The sequence below is a fragment of the Collinsella tanakaei genome (assembly GCF_016902615.1).
Taxonomy (GTDB): domain Bacteria; phylum Actinomycetota; class Coriobacteriia; order Coriobacteriales; family Coriobacteriaceae; genus Collinsella; species Collinsella tanakaei_A.
The window spans coordinates 155158-174019 of sequence record NZ_JACJMB010000001.1; the positions used below are offsets into that span (position 1 = coordinate 155158).

At 63.1% G+C, this 18862-nt stretch carries 20 protein-coding genes; 7 read left to right on the plus strand and 13 right to left on the minus strand.

The window, feature by feature from the left end; translation table 11 throughout:
- Positions 1-67: 67 nt before the first annotated feature.
- Positions 68-1282 (minus strand): diaminopropionate ammonia-lyase, encoded by a 1215-nt coding sequence (gene dpaL / locus H6A21_RS00720; protein ID WP_204559674.1) that lies wholly within the window; start codon positions 1280-1282, stop codon positions 68-70.
- Between the two features lie 278 nt (positions 1283-1560).
- On the opposite strand from dpaL, the gene H6A21_RS00725 reads away from it, so the two are divergent.
- Positions 1561-2214 (plus strand): helix-turn-helix transcriptional regulator, encoded by a 654-nt coding sequence (locus H6A21_RS00725; RefSeq protein ID WP_204537744.1) that lies wholly within the window; start codon positions 1561-1563, stop codon positions 2212-2214.
- A gap of 275 nt (positions 2215-2489) precedes the next feature.
- Here the strand turns inward: H6A21_RS00725 and H6A21_RS00730 are convergent, their stop codons facing one another.
- From H6A21_RS00730 to H6A21_RS00775, 10 genes are all read right to left on the minus strand, one after another.
- On the minus strand, positions 2490-2792 hold the full coding sequence (locus H6A21_RS00730; RefSeq protein WP_204559675.1) for a hypothetical protein: 303 nt from the start codon (positions 2790-2792) through the stop codon (positions 2490-2492).
- Complete coding sequence (locus H6A21_RS00735; RefSeq protein WP_204559676.1) at positions 2793-3521, minus strand: DUF6020 family protein; 729 nt, start codon at positions 3519-3521, stop codon at positions 2793-2795.
- A gap of 24 nt (positions 3522-3545) precedes the next feature.
- Positions 3546-3863, minus strand: coding sequence for a hypothetical protein (locus H6A21_RS00740; RefSeq protein WP_204559677.1), 318 nt, complete (start codon positions 3861-3863; stop codon positions 3546-3548).
- Between the two features lie 54 nt (positions 3864-3917).
- Positions 3918-4742, minus strand: a complete 825-nt coding sequence (locus H6A21_RS00745; RefSeq protein ID WP_204559678.1) for an HAD family hydrolase — start codon at positions 4740-4742, stop codon at positions 3918-3920.
- Positions 4743-5295: 553 nt separating this feature from the next.
- Complete coding sequence (locus H6A21_RS00750; RefSeq protein WP_204559679.1) at positions 5296-6537, minus strand: AAA family ATPase; 1242 nt, start codon at positions 6535-6537, stop codon at positions 5296-5298.
- Between the two features lie 45 nt (positions 6538-6582).
- Positions 6583-7224 (minus strand): SOS response-associated peptidase family protein, encoded by a 642-nt coding sequence (locus H6A21_RS00755; RefSeq protein ID WP_342636021.1) that lies wholly within the window; start codon positions 7222-7224, stop codon positions 6583-6585.
- A gap of 907 nt (positions 7225-8131) precedes the next feature.
- Entirely contained in the window at positions 8132-8458 is a 327-nt protein-coding gene (locus H6A21_RS00760; RefSeq protein ID WP_204559681.1) for a hypothetical protein, read from the minus strand.
- A gap of 197 nt (positions 8459-8655) precedes the next feature.
- Positions 8656-9327, minus strand: coding sequence for a vWA domain-containing protein (locus H6A21_RS00765; protein WP_204559682.1), 672 nt, complete (start codon positions 9325-9327; stop codon positions 8656-8658).
- Positions 9328-9425: 98 nt separating this feature from the next.
- Positions 9426-10463, minus strand: a complete 1038-nt coding sequence (locus H6A21_RS00770) for a macro domain-containing protein (RefSeq protein ID WP_204559683.1) — start codon at positions 10461-10463, stop codon at positions 9426-9428.
- 270 nt (positions 10464-10733) lie between these two features.
- Entirely contained in the window at positions 10734-11168 is a 435-nt protein-coding gene (locus tag H6A21_RS00775; RefSeq protein WP_204559684.1) for a transposase family protein, read from the minus strand.
- 278 nt (positions 11169-11446) lie between these two features.
- On the opposite strand from H6A21_RS00775, the gene H6A21_RS00780 reads away from it, so the two are divergent.
- The 6 genes from H6A21_RS00780 (at position 11447) to H6A21_RS00805 (ending at position 17815) form a co-directional block, all read left to right on the plus strand.
- Positions 11447-13492, plus strand: a complete 2046-nt coding sequence (locus tag H6A21_RS00780) for a BglG family transcription antiterminator (protein ID WP_204559685.1) — start codon at positions 11447-11449, stop codon at positions 13490-13492.
- 83 nt (positions 13493-13575) lie between these two features.
- Positions 13576-13896, plus strand: coding sequence for a PTS lactose/cellobiose transporter subunit IIA (locus H6A21_RS00785; RefSeq protein WP_066833941.1), 321 nt, complete (start codon positions 13576-13578; stop codon positions 13894-13896).
- 98 nt (positions 13897-13994) lie between these two features.
- Positions 13995-14294 (plus strand): PTS sugar transporter subunit IIB, encoded by a 300-nt coding sequence (locus H6A21_RS00790; protein ID WP_066833939.1) that lies wholly within the window; start codon positions 13995-13997, stop codon positions 14292-14294.
- A 129-nt stretch (positions 14295-14423) separates the two neighbouring features.
- The gene (locus tag H6A21_RS00795; RefSeq protein ID WP_204559686.1) at positions 14424-14894 is read left to right on the plus strand and encodes a hypothetical protein; all 471 of its coding nucleotides are present in this window, start codon (positions 14424-14426) and stop codon (positions 14892-14894) included.
- A 4-nt stretch (positions 14895-14898) separates the two neighbouring features.
- Positions 14899-16251 carry a PTS cellobiose transporter subunit IIC gene (celB, locus tag H6A21_RS00800; RefSeq protein ID WP_204559687.1) on the plus strand — a complete coding sequence of 451 codons (1353 nt, stop codon included), beginning with the start codon at positions 14899-14901 and terminating at the stop codon, positions 16249-16251.
- A 133-nt stretch (positions 16252-16384) separates the two neighbouring features.
- The gene (locus tag H6A21_RS00805) at positions 16385-17815 is read left to right on the plus strand and encodes a 6-phospho-beta-glucosidase (RefSeq protein WP_204559688.1); all 1431 of its coding nucleotides are present in this window, start codon (positions 16385-16387) and stop codon (positions 17813-17815) included.
- Between the two features lie 103 nt (positions 17816-17918).
- Here the strand turns inward: H6A21_RS00805 and H6A21_RS00810 are convergent, their stop codons facing one another.
- Positions 17919-18269 carry an acylphosphatase gene (locus tag H6A21_RS00810; RefSeq protein ID WP_204559689.1) on the minus strand — a complete coding sequence of 117 codons (351 nt, stop codon included), beginning with the start codon at positions 18267-18269 and terminating at the stop codon, positions 17919-17921.
- 154 nt (positions 18270-18423) lie between these two features.
- Positions 18424-18783 (minus strand): YccF domain-containing protein, encoded by a 360-nt coding sequence (locus H6A21_RS00815; RefSeq protein WP_204559690.1) that lies wholly within the window; start codon positions 18781-18783, stop codon positions 18424-18426.
- Between the last annotated feature and the right edge of the window lie 79 nt (positions 18784-18862).

An 18862-nucleotide genomic window follows, 5' to 3' on the forward strand; every position in this document is an offset into this window, starting at 1 on the left:
GAGTGATACACGTAGTCGATCGGGTGCGGGCGGCCGCACGGCGCGCCCGCCCGCACCGAGGGGGAAGCTACTCGGCGGGATAGGCGCCGTCCCAGACGACCTTGCGGTAGTTCACCGGGTCGGTGTCGCCCTCGGTCGAGAACAGCAGGACGGAGCTCTCGGAGGTGAGGCCGATGGCCTCGCGCAGGTCGGCGTACTCATCGGACTCCATGAGGGTCGTGATGAGGCCGGCTCCCACGGCACCGGACTCGCCGGAGATCACGCGGGGGTCGCCGGAAAGCGGGGCGCCGAGCACGCGCATGCCCTTGGCGGCCACCCAGTTGGGGCACGCCACGAAGACGGACACGTGGTTGCGCAGGATGTCCCATCCGAGCGTGTTGGGCTCGCCGCAGGCGAGGCCGGCCATGATCGTGGGCATGTCGCCGTCCACGATGCGGGGCTCGCCGTCGCCGGCCACCGCGCCCTTGTACAGGCACGCGGCCTCGTCGGCCTCCATGACCACGAAGGTCGGCGGGTTATCGGGGAACAGGTTGGTGAAGTAGCCCACCACGGCACCGGCGAGGGAGCCGACGCCCGCCTGGACGAACACGTGGGTCGGACGCTCGACGCCCGCGGCGGCAAACTGCTCGGCCGCCTCGGAGGCCATGGTGCCGTAGCCCTCCATGATCCAGCTCGGGATCTCCTCGTAGCCGTCCCATGCGGTGTCCTGGACGATGACGCCGTTCTCGCAGGCGTCGGCCTCGGCGGCGGCCATGCGGACGCACTCGTCGTAGTTGACGTCCTCGATGGTCACCTGGGCGCCCTCGGCGGCGATGTTGTCGAAGCGGCTCTTGACCGAACCCTTGGGCATGTGGACGACGGCCTTCTGGCCGAGCTTGTTGGCGGCCCATGCCACGCCGCGGCCGTGGTTGCCGTCGGTGGCGGTGAAGAAGGTGGCCTGGCCGAAGTCGCGGGCGAGCTCCTCGCTGGTGAGGTAGTCGTAGGTCATCTCAGAGACGGGCTTGCCGGTCTTCTCGGCGATGTAGCTCGCCATGGCGAACGATCCGCCCAGGACCTTGAAGGCGTTGAGACCGAAGCGGTAGCTCTCGTCCTTGACCGCAAGGTTCGCAAGACCAAGGTCTGCCGCCAGGCCATCGAGCTTGGCGAGCGGGGTCACCGAGTACTGCGGGAAGCTCTGGTGGAACGAGCGGGCGGCGCTGACGTGCTCGAGCGACATGATGCCCAGGTGGGCGTCATCGCTTTTAGGCATCTTGTTCGCAACCCATTTAATCTGATCGGCCATGCTGTTGTTCTCTCCTTTTTGGCTCACTTTGCCGGTGTGTGGGATACGAGCTCGCCCTTTTGGCAGCTGTGGCCGACTGGGCTGAACTTTTATCTGAACACCAAACAAAAAGTTTTGCTGACCTAGTTTTACCACAGGGGATATAGCTGAGTCCAGACAGATTGTTTGGTTTCATAAACGGTTGGAATCTGCCGGTAAACGGTATATTCCTTGGACATTTGTGCTCTAACTATATTTATGTCAGGATATACCTAACAAAAAGTTTGGAAGGAGGTTACATGTCCCCAGCGCAGATTGAGTTCTATCGCCGTCTTGCCAAGGGTCTTGCCCTTCAGTTCGGCCCCAACTGCGAGATCGTCATCCATGACTTGGAGTCCGACGATCTCGACCACTCCATCGTGGCGATCGAGAACGGACACGTGTCTGGGCGCCATCTGGGTGACGGCCCCAGCCATGTAGTCCTCGAGGCGCTCCACGACGCGCCCGACAAACTTGAGGACCGCCCGCCGTATCTCACCAAGACGTCGGACGGCAAGCTCCTGAAGTCGAGCACCATCTTCATCCGCAACGAAGCCGGCTGGCCGTGCGGGATCTTAGCCATCAACTTCGACATCACGCTGATGACGGCGTTTTCCGGCACGCTGGCCTCGCTCATCGGCACCGGTGATCACAACGAGCCGGAACCCATCGCCAAAAACATCGGTGACCTGCTTGACGACCTGTTCGGCGAGTGCGAGCAGATGATCGGAAAGCCTGCCGCCCTCATGACGAAGGAGGAGCGTGTGCGGGCCATCGGTTACCTCGACCAGCGCGGAGCGTTCCTGATCAGCAAGTCCAGCCAGAAGGCATGCGACTTCTTCGGGATCTCCAAGTACAGCTTCTACAGCTACCTTGACGAAGCCAAGGCCGCCTCAAACGATGATCAGAAGTAGCGAAACCGCACATACGCGCGGCAACAGGCGGGGGCGGGGCTCGATATGAGTCCCGCCCCCGCCTGCTTTTGGTACGCATACCATGGTATTGGGGCATTGTTGACGAACTTGGAGCGTTCGGGCTCCGGTGCGCATCAATTTGGTATCGAGTTCGCGTATATCAGCCTTATTGGACAAAACGGACCAGCCGTTGACCTGCGGTTTTTATGATGCGCTCGAGATGCGCCGGACCGCTCTCCCCGCCTCGCGGACGATTGGGGCCCAGAATGGCCCGATCATTGATACCAAACCTTCTTGTTCTCGCGAACAGATGCCCGATTGCCTGCCGATTCCGCTTCGCGCTCGGCGAACGCGACGCCGAGCACCGCGATGAGCAGCGGGGCGGTGAAGATGAGCGCGCAGGCGTAGCGCGCATCGTACATGGGCGACAGCACGACGCTCGCCATGCTCAACAGCACCGGCATCATGATGGGCAGCCAGCGGCGCATGCGGCAGATGAACAGCCACAGGGCGAACAGCGGAATCCAGATCACATACGGCGGGCAGGTCATCGCCAGCCCGATGACCGGGATGTCCACCTAGGCGTCCCAGACGTCGCGAGCGGCTTCGCGCAGGCCCTCCAGCTGCCAGGGCTGGCGCAGCAGGCTCGTGCCGTCATGGTCCTCGTCCCATGTCTCGATGCGCAACTGGATGGGCTCAGACGGAGACGCGAAACCCGAGAGCATCGAGAGCGTCGCCTCCACGTAGACCTCGGGATGGCGCAGGCCCTGGGCGGCCCAGACCTTGAGGTACTCCTGGATCTGCTCGTCGGTGGTGCTCGCGTTGTACTCGTACTTCACCGAATCCGCCCACTCGGGTTGGTAGCGCTCGTTCAGCGCGTCCACCACCAGCACGTCGTCGATGGCGCGACGCTCGCTCGCGCTCATCTCCACCCCATGCAGGGCGACGTAGCGCGCGGTCTGCTGGAACAGCGCGCCGAGCATCTCCTGACGTCCGCCGGGAACGACGTCGAGCGCGGGGAACACCACGTTCGGCATAACGCCCCACATGAGCGCGACGGAGAGCGCCGCGGGCACCAGGCTTCTCCACCACACGCGGCGGTACACGACCGCGTAGACGACCATGGTCGGGATCACGATGTAGATACCGGTCTTCTTGGTGAGGACGAGCAGCAGCGTGTCGAAGATGAGATGGTGGTCGCTGAACTGCGCATATGCGCGCCTGCCGGGCACCGCCCACAGCTCGGCGCGCTCCTCGTCCCCGCGCGGATAGAACTGCGTGATCTGGTAGTAGGTGTCGTAGATCATCGAGCCCGGGTAGAACGCGACGATTCAAAACGACCAGCAGAGCATGAGAATGAGCGCCGCGAAGACGACAGCGCGGAAGCACCAGGAGAACACGAGGCGATCGACGGTGGCGGCGAGGCGGAAGGCGACCGCGCGCAGGCCCGCCTGTGGGGCGGGAGCGGGCGGACGGGAGACGCGCCTGAGAGCCTTCGCGAGCAGGGGAACGATGATGGCCGCGGGGATCACGATGCCCACGGTCGCAAGCAACACCAATTCGCGCGGATCGCCCCGAAACCATCCGTCGGACGCAAGCGCGGAAGCATAGACCCCAAGAAACGTCGCGAAGACGATGAACGCCAGCATGAGCAGCACGCACGGAACGTAGCGAACCGCGCGCTGACGACGCGCCCGGGCGTCTTACTCGCCGAACGGCCACTCCCCTGCTGCCAAGGCCTCGATGGCCGCCGCCACCGCATCGTCCTCGCAACGGCCGATGTGCCAACGAGCGGCGGCCTTCGCCTCGGGCGTCGCATTGCCCACGGCGACCGCGTGGCCGGCAACCGAAAACATCGTCAGGTCGTTGCCCGCATCGCCGAAGACCACGACTTGATCGGGGGTAATGCCGAGATGGTCACACAGGGTGAGCAGGGCACTGCCCTTGTTCCACCCTTTCGGCATGATGTTGGCGTACCCGACCATGGGGATATCGAAATCAAGTCCATCGACCTCGTCGTTCAAGCGGGTGACGAACGCCTCGGTCCCCGCCATGTCGGCGTCGATGAAGATATTCGCCTTGAGGACGTCCTCTGCGGGCAGCGCGCCCACGGGCACGCATGCGCGGGCGTACGCCGGGGTGATCCGGGCGAGCACGTCGAGGTCGCCGGCGACGAGCTGCGGCGTCGTGCCGTCAAAGGCGAGCAGGCCCGCGCCCGGCGTGTCGCGCACGATGTCGAGCGCGCGCTCGAGGGCGGCGATCGGCAGACGTTGCTCGCAGATCTTTTCGCCCGCGCAGTAGACCTCAAGGCCGTTGGTGGCGATCGCCGTCTGGCAGCACGCGGCGTCCCCTCGGAAGAACGGCGCGATCTGCACCAGGCCGCGCCCGCTCGCAGGACCGGCCATGATGCCGGAGTCCAGCGCGGCGCGGAACGCGGCGACGGTGCGCGGGGACACCGTCGATGCGCCCGCAGGCATGATTGTTCCGTCGATATCGGAAAGAATGAGCTTGATGGCGCTGGCCTGCATGATTCACCTGCACCTTCCCGGTAATACTTAGGTGGCCATCCACGAATGGCCACGGCCATTGTACGGCAGCGCACGGCTCTCCCCTTCTGCGCACATAAGTCGAAACACGGCCTGGGGAGATGCGGTCGAGTGCCTCCGCGTGCCGCGGCTTTGCGAAGGAACCGATGCGCCTGCGCTACGAGGTGGACGCAGCTGGCCCGTGCCGACGCCGTCCGAGCGCGCGTGCGCCAGGAAGACACCCCGGGTGCATAGCGCAAGAAACTTGGTATGCGGAACAATGAGCGCTGCCCTGTCGTCGCGTATCATCCATCGTGTATGAATCTGTCCCCGAATGCGCAAAGGCGGCCTGCGGTGCGAGCAACTTCGCCCGCTGCATGGGTGCACAGCTCGGGCAGAAGCCGAGCGAGACCACAAGGCACCCTGCGCGAAGCCGCCACGAAAGTTCCCATGCATGCCCGTAAAGGTCGCCTCGAGACATCCGGGCCAGCATCAAGTCCGCCAGCAACGGTGCAGACGACCAGGAATCGCCGAGCATACCCGCCTCCGCTTTCCCCTACTCCTCAACCCCGTATCGAGACAGCAGGGCGCTGCGATTCGACAACAGGTAGTCGCTCATGAACGGAATGGAGAACCCGACGTACCCGCGGCCTGTCGACTCGATGATCTGGCGCGTGATAAGCATGCTCCGCGTCGCCGTCAGCGATGAGGAGGGTACGCCTATGCGCCGGGCGATCTCCGTCGTCGATGACGCATGTGCATCCTGCGCCATTGCAAGCAGGTACTCCATGGCGGTTTTGGACAGGCCCGCAATGGCGGTCTCGAGCACCGCGCGCTCGAATTCCCTTCTTGCCGCGGCGATACCGTTCTGGACGTCTTCCATGGCGATCCGACTGTCCTGGCGCGCCGCCAAATGCGCCGCACGCCAGATGTGGTAGCCGACCAGCTGAATCAGATAGGCGTATCCCGCAGTTGCCGCGGCCGCCATCTCGAGAGGCTCTTCGTCAATACTCAGGCCGCTCTTCTCGATTGAGCTTCTAAGCGCCAAGGCAACGTCCGCCACGGAGATGGTATCGAGCTCCTCCGGGCGCGCCCTCCGCAGAAATGCCTGCCCGTCCTCGCCAAGCAAACTCATGACGCCCGAGGTGATTCCGGCGAACACGAACGCGATGTTCTTCTTTTCACGAATCAAGTGCTGCACGGCGATGGCGATTTCCTTGATCTCTGCCCTGTCGGCATCTTGTACCTCGTCGACCGTGACGAGCAGTCCGACGTTCTTTTCCGTCAGGCGAGTCACCGCATCGTCCAGAGCATCCCGCAGACGAACAGGTTTTTTGAGGGTGCTCCTTTTCGCCTGGGCCTTGGCGACCACAAGGTCGATTTCCAATGAGAGGTCGGAGAAACCCTGGTTTTGCAGTCGCTCGGAGATGATAGCGGGAAGGCCTGGCTCGGCGGTCACATCCACCACACGCCAACCCGCCCTGCGCGCGATATCGCCCAGCTCGGTCAACAGCACCGTCTTTCCGGAACCTCGAGGCCCCGTGATGCGCATGAGCCTGCCCGGAGCGCCGAAACCTGCAGCAAGGCCCTCTTCAAAGTCATACAGTACCTCATCGCGACCGACCAGAATCGGCGGCTCCGCACCAGCTGAAGGCTTAAAAGGATTGGTTGGTCTCATCGCGCTTCCTCTCTGCAGGAATGGGTGCACGTCGCCATGTTCGGCCTTTGACCTCATTTTAGTGGAAATATTTGTTTTATTGGAAATATTCATTCTATTCAGAACAATCAGCGCCGGCACACAGGGCCCTCTCGTGCTCCTGATGCCCCGCCGGAAACGACGCTCCTACCGCTCTGGCTCCGATATCAACCGCACGCGGCTGCGGTCCGCAAGCATCTCGAAATTCGGCCCCAGCCATATGCTCGACTCCCCGGGTCCCAGCACGAGCGGCATGCGGTTGTGCACGGGTGCGACCGCAGCATTGGGCTCGCAGGTCACAATGGAAAGCTTTCCATCCTGACACACGCCGGCAAGAAGAAACGCTTTGGCGCCCGGCATGAGAAACCGATATTGTCGGCGCACGGGCTTACCTGTACGCTCGCTCTTTACGCGCTCGGTGGCGTGTCCTTCAAAGAACGCTCGCACCGGAACCAAGCAGCGCCCGTGCGCGATAGCCCCGGCCCACATGCCGCGTCCGTCGCGCAGCTGCGCCAGCGCTGTCTCTATTCGCGTGTTGAACACAGCGCGCGACCCGTTTGGAGCGTCGAAACCCCATATCAGTTTCGTGGCGACAAGCTGCCCACTCTCGTTGGGAACAAGTGCGGGAACCATCGAACCAGGCCACGCATCGCGCGCCGGATCGAACGTTTCGTCCGCCGTCACGCGAGCGCGCCCCGTTTCCTCGCGCGATGCAAGGACCTCTTGGGCCTCCTCGAAGCTCAGCGGACACATTCTTTGGCACATCGCGCAACCTCCGGTTTCCGACATTTGTGGTTATGATACGCGCTGCTGCTCCGCTGCGGAGCGCGCGGAAAGCGGCGATGGAACAACTCTGCCTCGTCGAGCATTGCGAGCTCATCACTGGCAAACCCTGTACCGACGCGAAGACCCTTCGCGTCGCGCCGACATCACCCCGCTAGGACAAAACCTCAGGCTGCGCCTGTCCACCAAGACGATAGCACGTACGACCAGGAGGCAGCACCCGTACCGTACGACACGCGACAAACCCGTTGTATCCGCCCGTAGGAGAAACCGCACCTTGATAAAAGGTTTTATCAAGACATGTGAGGGCACCCGAAAGAATATGGCATCAATAATAGGGTTATAAAGGCCTCTTTGAGACATTTAGAGCGCCCCGCAGAGACGTTCGGCGGCTGGCGCATGAAAGAATCAGCAGTTCAAAGGGCTTATCAGATTTGGCTGTTTTCTTGAGTACCTTGAGAATTGATACCAAATACATTTTCATTAATTATTGACCCCTGCTATCCTGGGGTTTTGCGGCGCGGATCCCCCACCGCACGCATGCAGAACCTCTACCGCGGGAGCTCACGTGCCCGGGACGTCCATAATTGCGGCCAGCATTGCCCTTCCCGCGGACGGCCCGAAAGGAGCAGCGCGACAGAGCCCCGCGTCCCCCAGCTCCCCAGCTCCACGATATCCCGGTACAGCAGCCGATGCCGCTCGTCCAGCTCCGCGTCCGTATGATAATGCCCAAAGTACCAGCGACGATATGTCAGCCGATCCTCCAGCATGTCAAACCATTCGTTCAGAGCATCCGGCTTGTCGCGCCCGTCGGGATACGGCGTGCGCGACAAGCGCCGCGTCGAGCATACGCGTGGCGCAACAGTGCGAGACCACGTAGTCAACCTGCCAACCGACCGTCTCGGGCCGCTCTTCAGCCGCACAAAGCCCCACCACACGCGGCATTTCCTCGGGAAACCAGTCCCAACCGGGCGTGGCGCCACTGCTTGTCGTGGCTCGCCGCCCCACCCATCGCGAAGATGCGCGCCCCATCGATATCGTAGATCTCGCCGCGCATGAGATGGATGATGCTCGGATGGTCAGGGTACACCTGCACTCGGCCTCCCCACCGATCACTCACCGGCAATTCCGCAAGATGGGGAAAGCACTCATGGTTGCCGTCCACAAACAGTGTGGTCCACGGCCGATCCCCCAGCCAGTCGAGCCAGTACTTCTCCTCGTTGGAGCCGCTCCACGGCATGCCGAAGTCACCACAGATGATAAGTTAGTCGTCGCGCGTGAGCATCCGGCCCTCCGGCCAGCGGCGATACGACAGCTTCTTGATATCGATACTGCCGTGGATGTCCCCGGAGATCCAGATACTCATAGCGACCCCTCCTCATCCGCCAATTGTACCCGTCCCCCATGGCAGAGCCCGCCTCCGTGGCGGGCTCTTCGTTAGCGACGCGTGCGGATATCTTCGTCGAGACCTTCGCGCCAGGTGTTCCCCAGCACCCCGCCCGCCGGTGCGCTGCGCACGCTCGCCACAGCCGATGCCATCGCAGCATAGAGCACCTCGGTGCCCTGCTCGTCGGCCAGATAGTCCGCCGCGCGATCGCGCTCGATTCCCAGCTGCTCTGCCTCCGCCCCCGCATCGATGTTGGCACCGATGAACAGGAACTCCCAACCCTGCTTTCGCCGCCGCTCGATCATATTCTTGATCTGCGCATACGAGAAGCGTCGGCTCGCGTTCTCCATCCCGTCCGTCGTGATGACGAACAGTACCTTGTCCGCCTTGTAGCCGTCGGGCAGCACACCTTGCACCACGTCGACATGCTTGATGGCGCCGCCTACCGCATCCAGCAGCGCCGTGCAACCACTGCAGCGGTACTGCCTGCGCGTGAGGCGCGGCACCTCCCGAATATCGATGCGGTCGTGCAGCACGTAACTCTTATCGTTGAAGATGATGGTCGACACCACCGCCTCGCCAGGCTCCTCGCGGTTGCGCTCGATCATGCCGTTGAACCCGCCGACCGTGTCGCTCTCCAGCCCGCTCATCGACCCGCTCGCGTCCAAGATAAAGACGATCTCGGTACGATTGACCTGCTTGACCTGCTGCTTTTTGCTCATGATTACCTCCTTGGCATCGATTCGCTTCCGACACCATGAAGACTACCGGTCAACCTCGGACGATAGGTAAACCGCCAGGCGACATCTCGCACACCGCGTTATGCTGAGCCGAGCAGCGGCTGGTCGAATGCGAACAGTGCCTCGTTGACGTCGAGGATGTCGTAGTCGCCCCGCGTGACGAAGAACTCGATGATCACGTCGAACTTGCTGCTGCGCGAGAGCGTGAGTCCCGCGCGGGCAAGCAGATCCTGCAGCTCGTCATAGGTGAGTTCGAGCGCCATACCGAGTGCCACCGCCGTCGGCTTGGTCGGCTTGTACGCCGGGTTGGAGCGTATCTTGGCGAAGAGCTGCCGACTGATATTCGCGCGCTTGTACACCTGCGCGTCGGTCAGGCCGCGCGCGTCGATCAGGGCAAGAAGCGTTGTAGAGAAGGACTCGTCCAGATGATCGAGCAGGTCTGCCAGCTCGTTTTTATCCCGAGGGGCACCGGCGAACACCGTCTCGGGTGCCCGCCCTGGCGCAACCATGGCATCCATCTGAACCATGGCGGAAGCATCCAGGTGCGGCACCTCATCCATGCGGCGGCGCATGTGCGGGCTGCTTTCCACATACGTATCGTCGATATAGGCGCGCAGGTCCGCAAGATGCCTGCCTCCCTGCACGATGACGTCGCGCGTGAACACGACGAGCGTCGCCCGCACGTCATCATGCTCATCCAGAAACGCCGCCGTCTCCTCGCGCGCGATACGCAGCGCATCGCGGATCGGATACCCGTAGATGCCCGCCGATATCAGCGGAAACGCAACTGAGGAGGCGCCTAAACGCACAACCTCGGCGAAGGTGCTACGGTAGCTTTCACGGAGCAGCTGCTCCTCGCCGTGCGCCCCACCGCGCCACACCGGTCCCACTGCGTGCACGACCCAGCGACACGGCAGGTCGAAGCCCGGTGTGACGGCAGCGCTTCCTGTAGGCGTGCGGCCGATAACCCGGCACGCCGCGAGCATCTGCTGGTATCCCGCACCCTCGAACAGCGCGCCGCACACGCCGCCTCCCGGAGCCAGCTGCTCGTTGGCGGCATTCACCAGCACGTCGGCATGAACCTTGGCGATATCGTTGCGCTCGATGGTAAACGGCATGACGCACCCCGTCCTATTGCATCGACTGGAACCATGCCCATTGTTCCACACCTGCGCTCTGATGCGTCTTGGAGCGAGGAGTTTTGGAAGGAGGGGCTGTGGCGGGACGCTTCCGTTCCGGTTCGCGGGAACCGCAGGGGCCGCCGGATGGGTTGAAACGAACCCGTCCCCAAGCAACCCATTGAGACGGGACATTTTGGCAGGAAGGAGGCCGCGGCGGGGCGGGCGCTGCCAAACGCACCCGTCAATGGCAGGTAATCCCTGTTTATTTCAGAAAGCGCGGCCGCATGCCCGCGCTTTCCGGCGCGCGATCCCCGTCACGGTCGCGCCGGACATCGCCATCACGAGCACCCGCGCCTCGAACAGGGCGGTGCAGTGGGAGTTCGGGCGCACCTCCCAGGGCATGCGGACGGTCCGGGGCCCGTGCTCGGGGCAGTCGGCCCGGGGCACGCGGCAGTGCACGACGGTGCGGAACTGCCAGATGTCGAGGTGGCGCCAGGTGCGCTCGCGGGCGTCGCAGGCCCCGCAGCGCGCGCCGCACTCCGGGCAAGCCACGGCGGCGCCGGGGACCCTGCCGACGCGTATGTGCAGCTCCTCGTCCCCCGATGCGGGCGACTCGAACCGGACGTCCTCGACCCGCCATTCCTCCCCGAGCCCCATCGAGTGCTCGAAGAGCCTCGCCAGCATCCCCGCCTGAGCGTCCATGTGGGAACCCCTCTCCTCCACCCGTCGGCAGAATGGTACCGCTCGGGGTACCCGCGGTCACGGGGGACGGGGCGTGCTACCCACCAAAAGCTTCGATGAGCCGAAAAACGCGGCGCGGCTTTCCGAAACATATGGCAGATTACCAACAGGACCGTTATATACCTGCGGAAACAGCGGTTTTCGTTTTGTTCAATTCTTTCCGTTTTGCACCGGAACTTTCATCGTTGGAACTTCACATTTCGTACACATATCATAAACCGGTAAGGAGGTACGTATCAATGCGCATCGGAGCCGAAACGCTCGCTGCATATGTCGAGACCCATCCGGGCATAACGCCGGACGCCCTTGCTGACTACATCGGGGTCAGCGTACGCACCGTCAGGACGTACGTCAACCAGATCAACAGGACGATGAGCGGGTTCGCGGCTATCAAGCTGAACCGCAAGAGCGGCTACCATATGGAGATATCGGACCCGTACGCCTATGACACCTGGCGCGAGGGGGTGGGGGCGTCTTCGGCGGTGCAGACCCCGAAGGCGCGCCTGGTGCTCCTGCTCAACGATCTGCTCATGCGCAACGACTGGGTCAAGCTGGACGACCTGAGCAGGCTCATGTTCGTATCGCGCGGCACCGTCTCCAATGACCTCAAGCACGCCCAGGAGTTCCTCGACGGCTATGGGCTCTCCATCGAGACGCGCCCCCATTACGGCATCCGCATCACCGGTCCGGAGCTGTCGCGCCGCATCTGCCTGGCGAACGTCATCGTCGACCGCTTCAACGACGCCATGGGCGACATCGAGAGCGAGACGAACCGCTCGCTCGACACGCTGTTCTCCCGCCTGTTCAAAGACAGGCAGGAGCCGGATCCCGATGCGAACGCGGGCGATGGCGCCGACGCCGGTAGCGACCCGACGCTCGACATCGTGTCCGACTGCGTCTCCCGCATCATCCGGGAGGAGCACTTCCAGATCAACACGGCCGCCTACCGCAACCTCATCGTCCATATCGCCGTAGCGCTCGTCCGCATCCAAGAGCACTGCTATGTGCCGATGGCATCCGATCAGCTCGACCAGATGAAGGGCACCGACGAGTTCAGGGTCGCCGAGAAGATCGTCGCGGCGATCGAGGGGGCCCTGGGCCAGGAAAGCCTGCTGCCCGAGGAGGAGATCGCCTACATCTCCATCCACCTCGCGGGCAAGCGGATGATGCTCGGCGACTCGCCCAAAGACGAGGGCCTGATCATCACCGACGACGTCTGGCATGTCGTCGAGGAGATGATCGAGTGCGTCTGGAAGGCATTCCGGTTCGATTTCCGCAACGACCTGGAACTCCATATGAACCTCGCGCGCCATATCGTGCCGCTCGCGGTACGCCTGCGCTACCGCATGAACCTGAAGAACCCGCTGATCGACGACATCAAGAAGCGCTATGCCCTGGCGTACTCCATGGCCATGGACGCCTCGATCGTGCTCGCGCGCAAATACGGCGCCGAGGTCAGCGAGGATGAGATCGGCTATATCGCCCTGGCGTTCGCGCTCGCGCTCGAGCGGCAGAAATCCAAGATTCCCAAGAAGAACATCCTGGTGGTCTGCGCGTCGGGCGCGGGATCGGCCCATCTGCTCGAATACCGCTGCCGCCGCGAGTTCGCCGACTACGTCGACCGGATCTTCACCTGCGACCTCATGGGTATCGACAACGTCGACTTCTCGCATATCGATTACGTGTTCACCACCGTGCCGATCAACCGCAAGCTTCCGGTCCCCGTCCGCGAGGTCTCCTACTTCCTCGGTGAAGACGAGGTCATCGACATGCGCCTGGTCCTCGACTCGCGGAGCAAGCCGGGCAAGGTCCCGCCCTACTTCAAGCGCTCCCTGTTCTTCCCGCACATGACCCTGACGTCCAAGCGCAAGGTGCTCGACTTCCTGCTCGACCGGACGTGCGAGACGTGCTCGGTGGCGTCGGACTTCCGCGAGTTCGTCTGGAAGCGCGAGGCCCTGGTGCCCACGTCGTTCGGCAACCGCGTCGCGACCCCGCATCCCATCGAGACCGCAAGCGACGAGACGTTCATCTGCGTCGGCCTGCTTGATCACCCTGTGGCATGGGATGCAGACGACCAGCCGGTCCAAGCGGTGTTCCTGCTCGGCTTCTCCGACAAGAATCGGAACGGCGAGATGCCACTCCACGAGTTCATGAGTGCGTTCGCGAGCCTCCTTGCCGACAAGGAGGCCGTCGACACGCTCCTGAGGCGCCAGAACTGGGAGACCCTCATGGCGCTACTCGAAAGCGCCCTCTCAGGAGAGCCGGACGGCTCGCCAGGAACGTGAACGCATATCTACGGACCGGGTTCGCACCGGTTTTCTAGATAGGACCTATAGAGCACGAGACCGCACACGAGGAGGTGACGAAGATGGCAGAGGAAAGCATGGAGATGATTTCGTTCGGAATCGTCGCTGCAGCCGGTCAGGCGCGCAGCCTCGCGATGGAGTCGATCAAGGCCGCCCGTGAGGGCAAGTTCGACGAGGCCCGCCAGATGCTCGAGGAGTCCCGCACCGCGGGTCTCGCCGCGCATGACGAGCAGACCAAGCTGCTTTCCCGCGAGGCCGGCGGAGACCACGTTCCCGTGGACATCCTGCTGGTCCATTCGCAGGACCACCTGATGACCGCCATGCTGTGCCAGGACCTGGCCGAGGAGATCATCAACCTGTACGAGCTCAAGCAGGACAAATAGTCCTGAAAGGGGCCCGGGGTCGAACAGACCGCACCCCGGGCCCCTCGAGCGACCGTCGCGGGACCCGAAGGTCCCGCTCTACCGAAGGGAGTACTCACATGAAGGTACTGCTCGTTTGCGCAGCCGGTATGTCGACCAGCATGCTCATGAAGAAGATGGAGGCCTACGCCAAGGACAACGGCATCGACCTCGAGATCGCCGCCCGCAGCTTCTCCGAGCTCAAGAACCCCGCCGATGACGGCTATGACTGCATCCTCATCGGTCCGCAGATCTCCTATCAGAAGGACAAGGTCGTCGCCAAGGCCCAGGGCCTGCCCGTCGACGTCATCCCCATGAAGGACTACGGACGCCAGAACTGCCCGGCGATCTTCGAGCAGATCGACAAGATCCTGGCGTAGGCCAGCAACAGATAAGAGAGCTCAAGCGTGAAAAAGGGAAAACGGAAAGAGCGCATTCGCGCGGAGCGTCGTCGGCTTCATGACAGGGCCGGGCGCGGACCCACCGAGGAAGAGATTTCGTTTCGCCAGATGCAGCAGGTGAACACCGCGAAGTGGAACCGCTACATGCTGATTCGATATCTGGATTCAGGGATCTTCTTCGTGGGTCTGTACTGGGGCGTCATGCTGTTCGCGACAACAGACAGCCTCGTTACGCTCGCTGCGCCCGCCTCGGAGATCGCACTCGGCGCCATCGTGCTGCTCGAGGTCAACCGCGTGCTCACGCACGATATCGAATATCTCAGGGCTTCGCACGTCGCGCTCATCATCGGCTGCTTCCTGTCGGTGCTCGAGATCGCGATCACCGCCGTCTTCGGCAAGGAGGCGTTCTTCCCGTTTTTCTCCACCCCGGTCGTCGGCATCGGCCTGTGCGCGATACTGCTCGCGCTCAAGGCCCTCATTGTCTGGCGTATCGTGCTCGTGCGCGATCGCCGCGACAAGAAGCGCTACGGCCTCTACCTCATGGCGCTTGAGCATACAGGACAACGGAAGGGAGAGTAGTCCTGTGTTTGACTTTCTCGAGAAATACATCATGGGTCCGATGACGAAGCTGTCTCAGTTCCGCATGATTCGCTCCATCACCCAAGCCGGCATGACCTCGATCTCGTTCACGATCGTGGGCTCCATGTTCCTGATCCTGAACGTGCTGCCGCAGGCGTTCCCCGCCCTCAAGGACATCTGGGCGGTCTCGTTCGACCAGATCACCGAGCTCTACATGCTCGCGAACCACGCCACCATCGGCTGCATCGCCGTCTACTTCCTGATCGGCACCGCGTTCGAGTACTCGCGCATCCTTTCCGAGGAGGACGGCATTGACATCAAGCCGCTGAACGGCGTGCTCATGGCCATCATGGCCCTGTTCATGCTCGCCCCGCAGGTCGGCTTCGTCGACGGCGTCATCAGCCGCATCACGAGCATCGTCGAGGGCGAGACCGGCTGGTCCTCCGTCGTCTACAACGGCTGGGAGCTTGGCGGCGACGGTCCGGCGAACTTCGGCGCGACCGGCATCTTCTGCGCCTTCATCATCGCCTGGTTCGCCGTGCGCATCTACGCGACCTGCGTCGATAAGAAGATCGTCATCAAGCTTCCCGAGGTCGTGCCCGACGGCGTCGCCCGCTCGTTCACCGCTCTCATCCCCGGCTTCCTGGTCGCCATCGTCTGCATGCTCATCCAGGCGGTCTTCATGATGTTCGGCACCAACTTCTACGACTTCATCGCCATCCCGTTCGGCTTCGTGGTCAACATCGTCGGCACCTATCCCGGCATCCTGCTGATCTACTTCCTGATCCACGCCCTGTGGCTCGTCGGCATCCACGGCGCCACCATCGTCACCTCCCCGCTGACCGCCATCGCGCTCGCCAACCTCGTCGTCAACGCCGACGGCGGTACCGCGGTGTGGGCCGGCGAGTACAACAACGCATTCGTCACCATCGGCGGCTCGGGCTGCACGCTCGGCCTGACGATCCTCATGGTCACGATGGCGAAGTCCGAGCAGCTCAAGGCCATCGGCAAGGCCGAGATCGTGCCCGCGTTCTTCAACATCAACGAGCCGCTCGTCTTCGGCCTGCCCATCGTGTACAACCCCGCACTCGCCGTGCCGTTCGTCCTCGCGCCCATGGCCGCGGCGACCATCTCCTACTTCGCCATCACGCTGGGCATCATCCCCTCGGTCCTCGTGCAGATGCCCTGGCCGACCCCTGTCGGTCTCGGCGCCATGATCTCCACGGGCGGCAGCCTGGTCGCGGCCGCCGTGGCCGTCCTCGACGCCGTCGTGGCGACGCTCATCTACTTCCCGTTCTTCAAGCACTACGATAAGCAGCTCTGCGAGGAGGAGGCCGCTGCCAAGGCGGCGGAGTAAACCCGACTCCATCCCCTTTTCGCACCGTATCGACCATCGCGGCCCGAGGCCGCCCGGACAACGCGCGCCGGGCGGCCTCGTCGCCCATTGCTCTCACGACGTACCGAGAACCTTCGCTGAAAGGAGACATGACATGGCGTTTCGCACTGACTTCCTCTGGGGAGGCGCCGTTGCGGCGCACCAACTCGAAGGCGGTTGGGACCAGGGCGGCAAGGGCGTCAACATCATGGACGTGACGACCGCCGGCAACGTGAGCACACGCCGCCGCTTCACCGGCGAGGTGCTCGAGGGCGAGAACTACCCCAACCACGAGGCGATCGATTTCTACCATCGCTACAAGGGCGATATCGCGCTGCTCGCCGAGATGGGGTTCAAGTGCTTCCGCACCTCCATCAGCTGGGCGCGCATCTTCCCCGTGGGCGACGAGGAGGTGCCGAACGAGGAGGGCCTGAAGTTCTATGACGACCTGTTCGACGAGTGCCTGAAGTACGGGATCGAGCCGGTCATCACGCTCAGCCATTTCGAGATCCCACTCGGTCTGGTCAAGAAGTACGGCGGCTGGCGCAACCGCAAGCTCATCGACTTCTTCGTGCGCTTCGCCACCACGTGCTTCATGCGCTACAAGGACAAGGTCAAGTACTGGATGACCTTCAACGAGATCAACAACCAGGCCGATTACATGGATGATTTCGCCCTGCTCGTCGACTCCGGCATCGTCGCCGAGAAGGGAGAGAACCGCGAGCTCGCCATGTTCCAGGCCGCCCACTACGAGCTCGTGGCATCGGCGAAGGCCGTCATGATCGGCCATGCGATCAACCCCGATTTCGAGATCGGCTGCATGATCGCCATGTGCCCGGTCTACCCCTTCTCCTGCAAGCCCGAGGACATCCTCATGGCGACGAAGGCGATGCAGCTGCGCTACTACTACGCCGACGTCCATGCGCTGGGCGCCTACCCGCCGAACGTCTTGGCGCTGTGGGAGCGCCGCGGCTACGACATCGACATCACGCCGGAGGACATCGAGCTGCTCGCGACGGGGACGGTTGACTACATCGGCTTTTCCTACTACATGAGCCACACCATCGAGTGGAAAGAGGACAACCCGCACTTCGACTACCACGAGGGTGCGGACTTCGTGCGCAACCCGCACGTCAAGGCGAGCGACTGGGGATGGCAGATCGACCCGGTCGGCCTCCGCTACGCCCTCAACTGGTTCACCGACCGCTACGGCCTGCCGCTCTTCATCGTCGAGAACGGCTTCGGCGCCTATGACAAGGTCGAGGCGGATGGCTCCATCCACGACCCGTACCGCATCGACTACCTGCGCGCCCACATCGAGCAGATGAAACTCGCCGTCGAGGAGGACGGCGTCGACCTCATGGGATACACCCCCTGGGGATGCATCGACCTCGTATCCGCCGGCACCGGTGAGATGGAGAAGCGCTACGGGTTCGTCTACGTCGACAAGGACAACAACGGGGAGGGCACGCTCGAGCGCTCCCGCAAGGACTCCTTCGCGTGGTACCGGAAGGTCATCGCCACCAACGGCGAGGACCTCGCGTAGCGCACATGACCGCGCGACACCTCGGCCGACCACTGCGCTGAGATCAACATCGGCGCACTGAACTGCCGAAAGACTCTACCCCCACCGGGTTCACCGCCCCGCGCTATACACGGACGGTGAACCCGGTTTCTCGTTGCCGCGGCACCGTCTCGAACGCAGCGACCTCGAAACCCGATGGGAACCATGCGCGGAACTGCTCGTAATGCGCGTGCATGCGCAGGATGAGCTGGGCGACGACCATGCGCGTGCCCTCGAGCTCGGCTTCGACCGTCGAGCCGTCAGGCAGGTTCCCCACCCATCCGGCAACACCTGCCTCCTCGGCAAACGACTGCAGGTTCCACCGGAACCCGACACCTTGCACGTGCCCGCGGAACAGCACGTGCACGCGGACGGCATCCGATGCGGACCCCGCGCCAAGGAGCTCATCGACGCACGCTGAAACCGACTGAGTCATATCTTCCTCCCTTGGTGAAGACGGAAAGCCTGTACCCTCGCCCGTCCTTCTCGCCTCCCGGCTCGCCACGGTAGCGCGCCGCCGGGATAAAGGGGCGCCGGCAAGGGCGAAAAGCGGCGCGAACGCCCCCTCGCCAACGGTTTGCCAGGCCCCGCTAGCGCACCTCGGCGCCGAAGGGCAGAAGCGACAGCTTGGCCATCTTGAAACTCTGCAGGCCGAAGGGGATCCCGATCACGGTGATGCAGTTCAGCACGCCGGCAAGCAGGTACATGCAGCACATCGGGACGCCCGCCAGGATCACCCAGAAGACATTGGCCACCAGCGACGGGGCCCCGCCGCCGTACACGATCGTCTTGCCGAACGGGGCGAGCGTGAGCGATGCCATCTTGAGGCACTGGCGCCCCAAGGGGATACCGACGATGGTGATAGTGAACAGCAGGGCGGCGATGAGCCAGCCGAGCGCCGTCCAGATGCCCCCGAACACGATCCAGATGATGTTGCCGAGCAGGCGCATGGCGTCTCCTATCTTCGAACCTCAACACCCCTATCGTACGCGAACCGCCTGTGGCGCCCGTGAAGGCTTGCTTGCGATT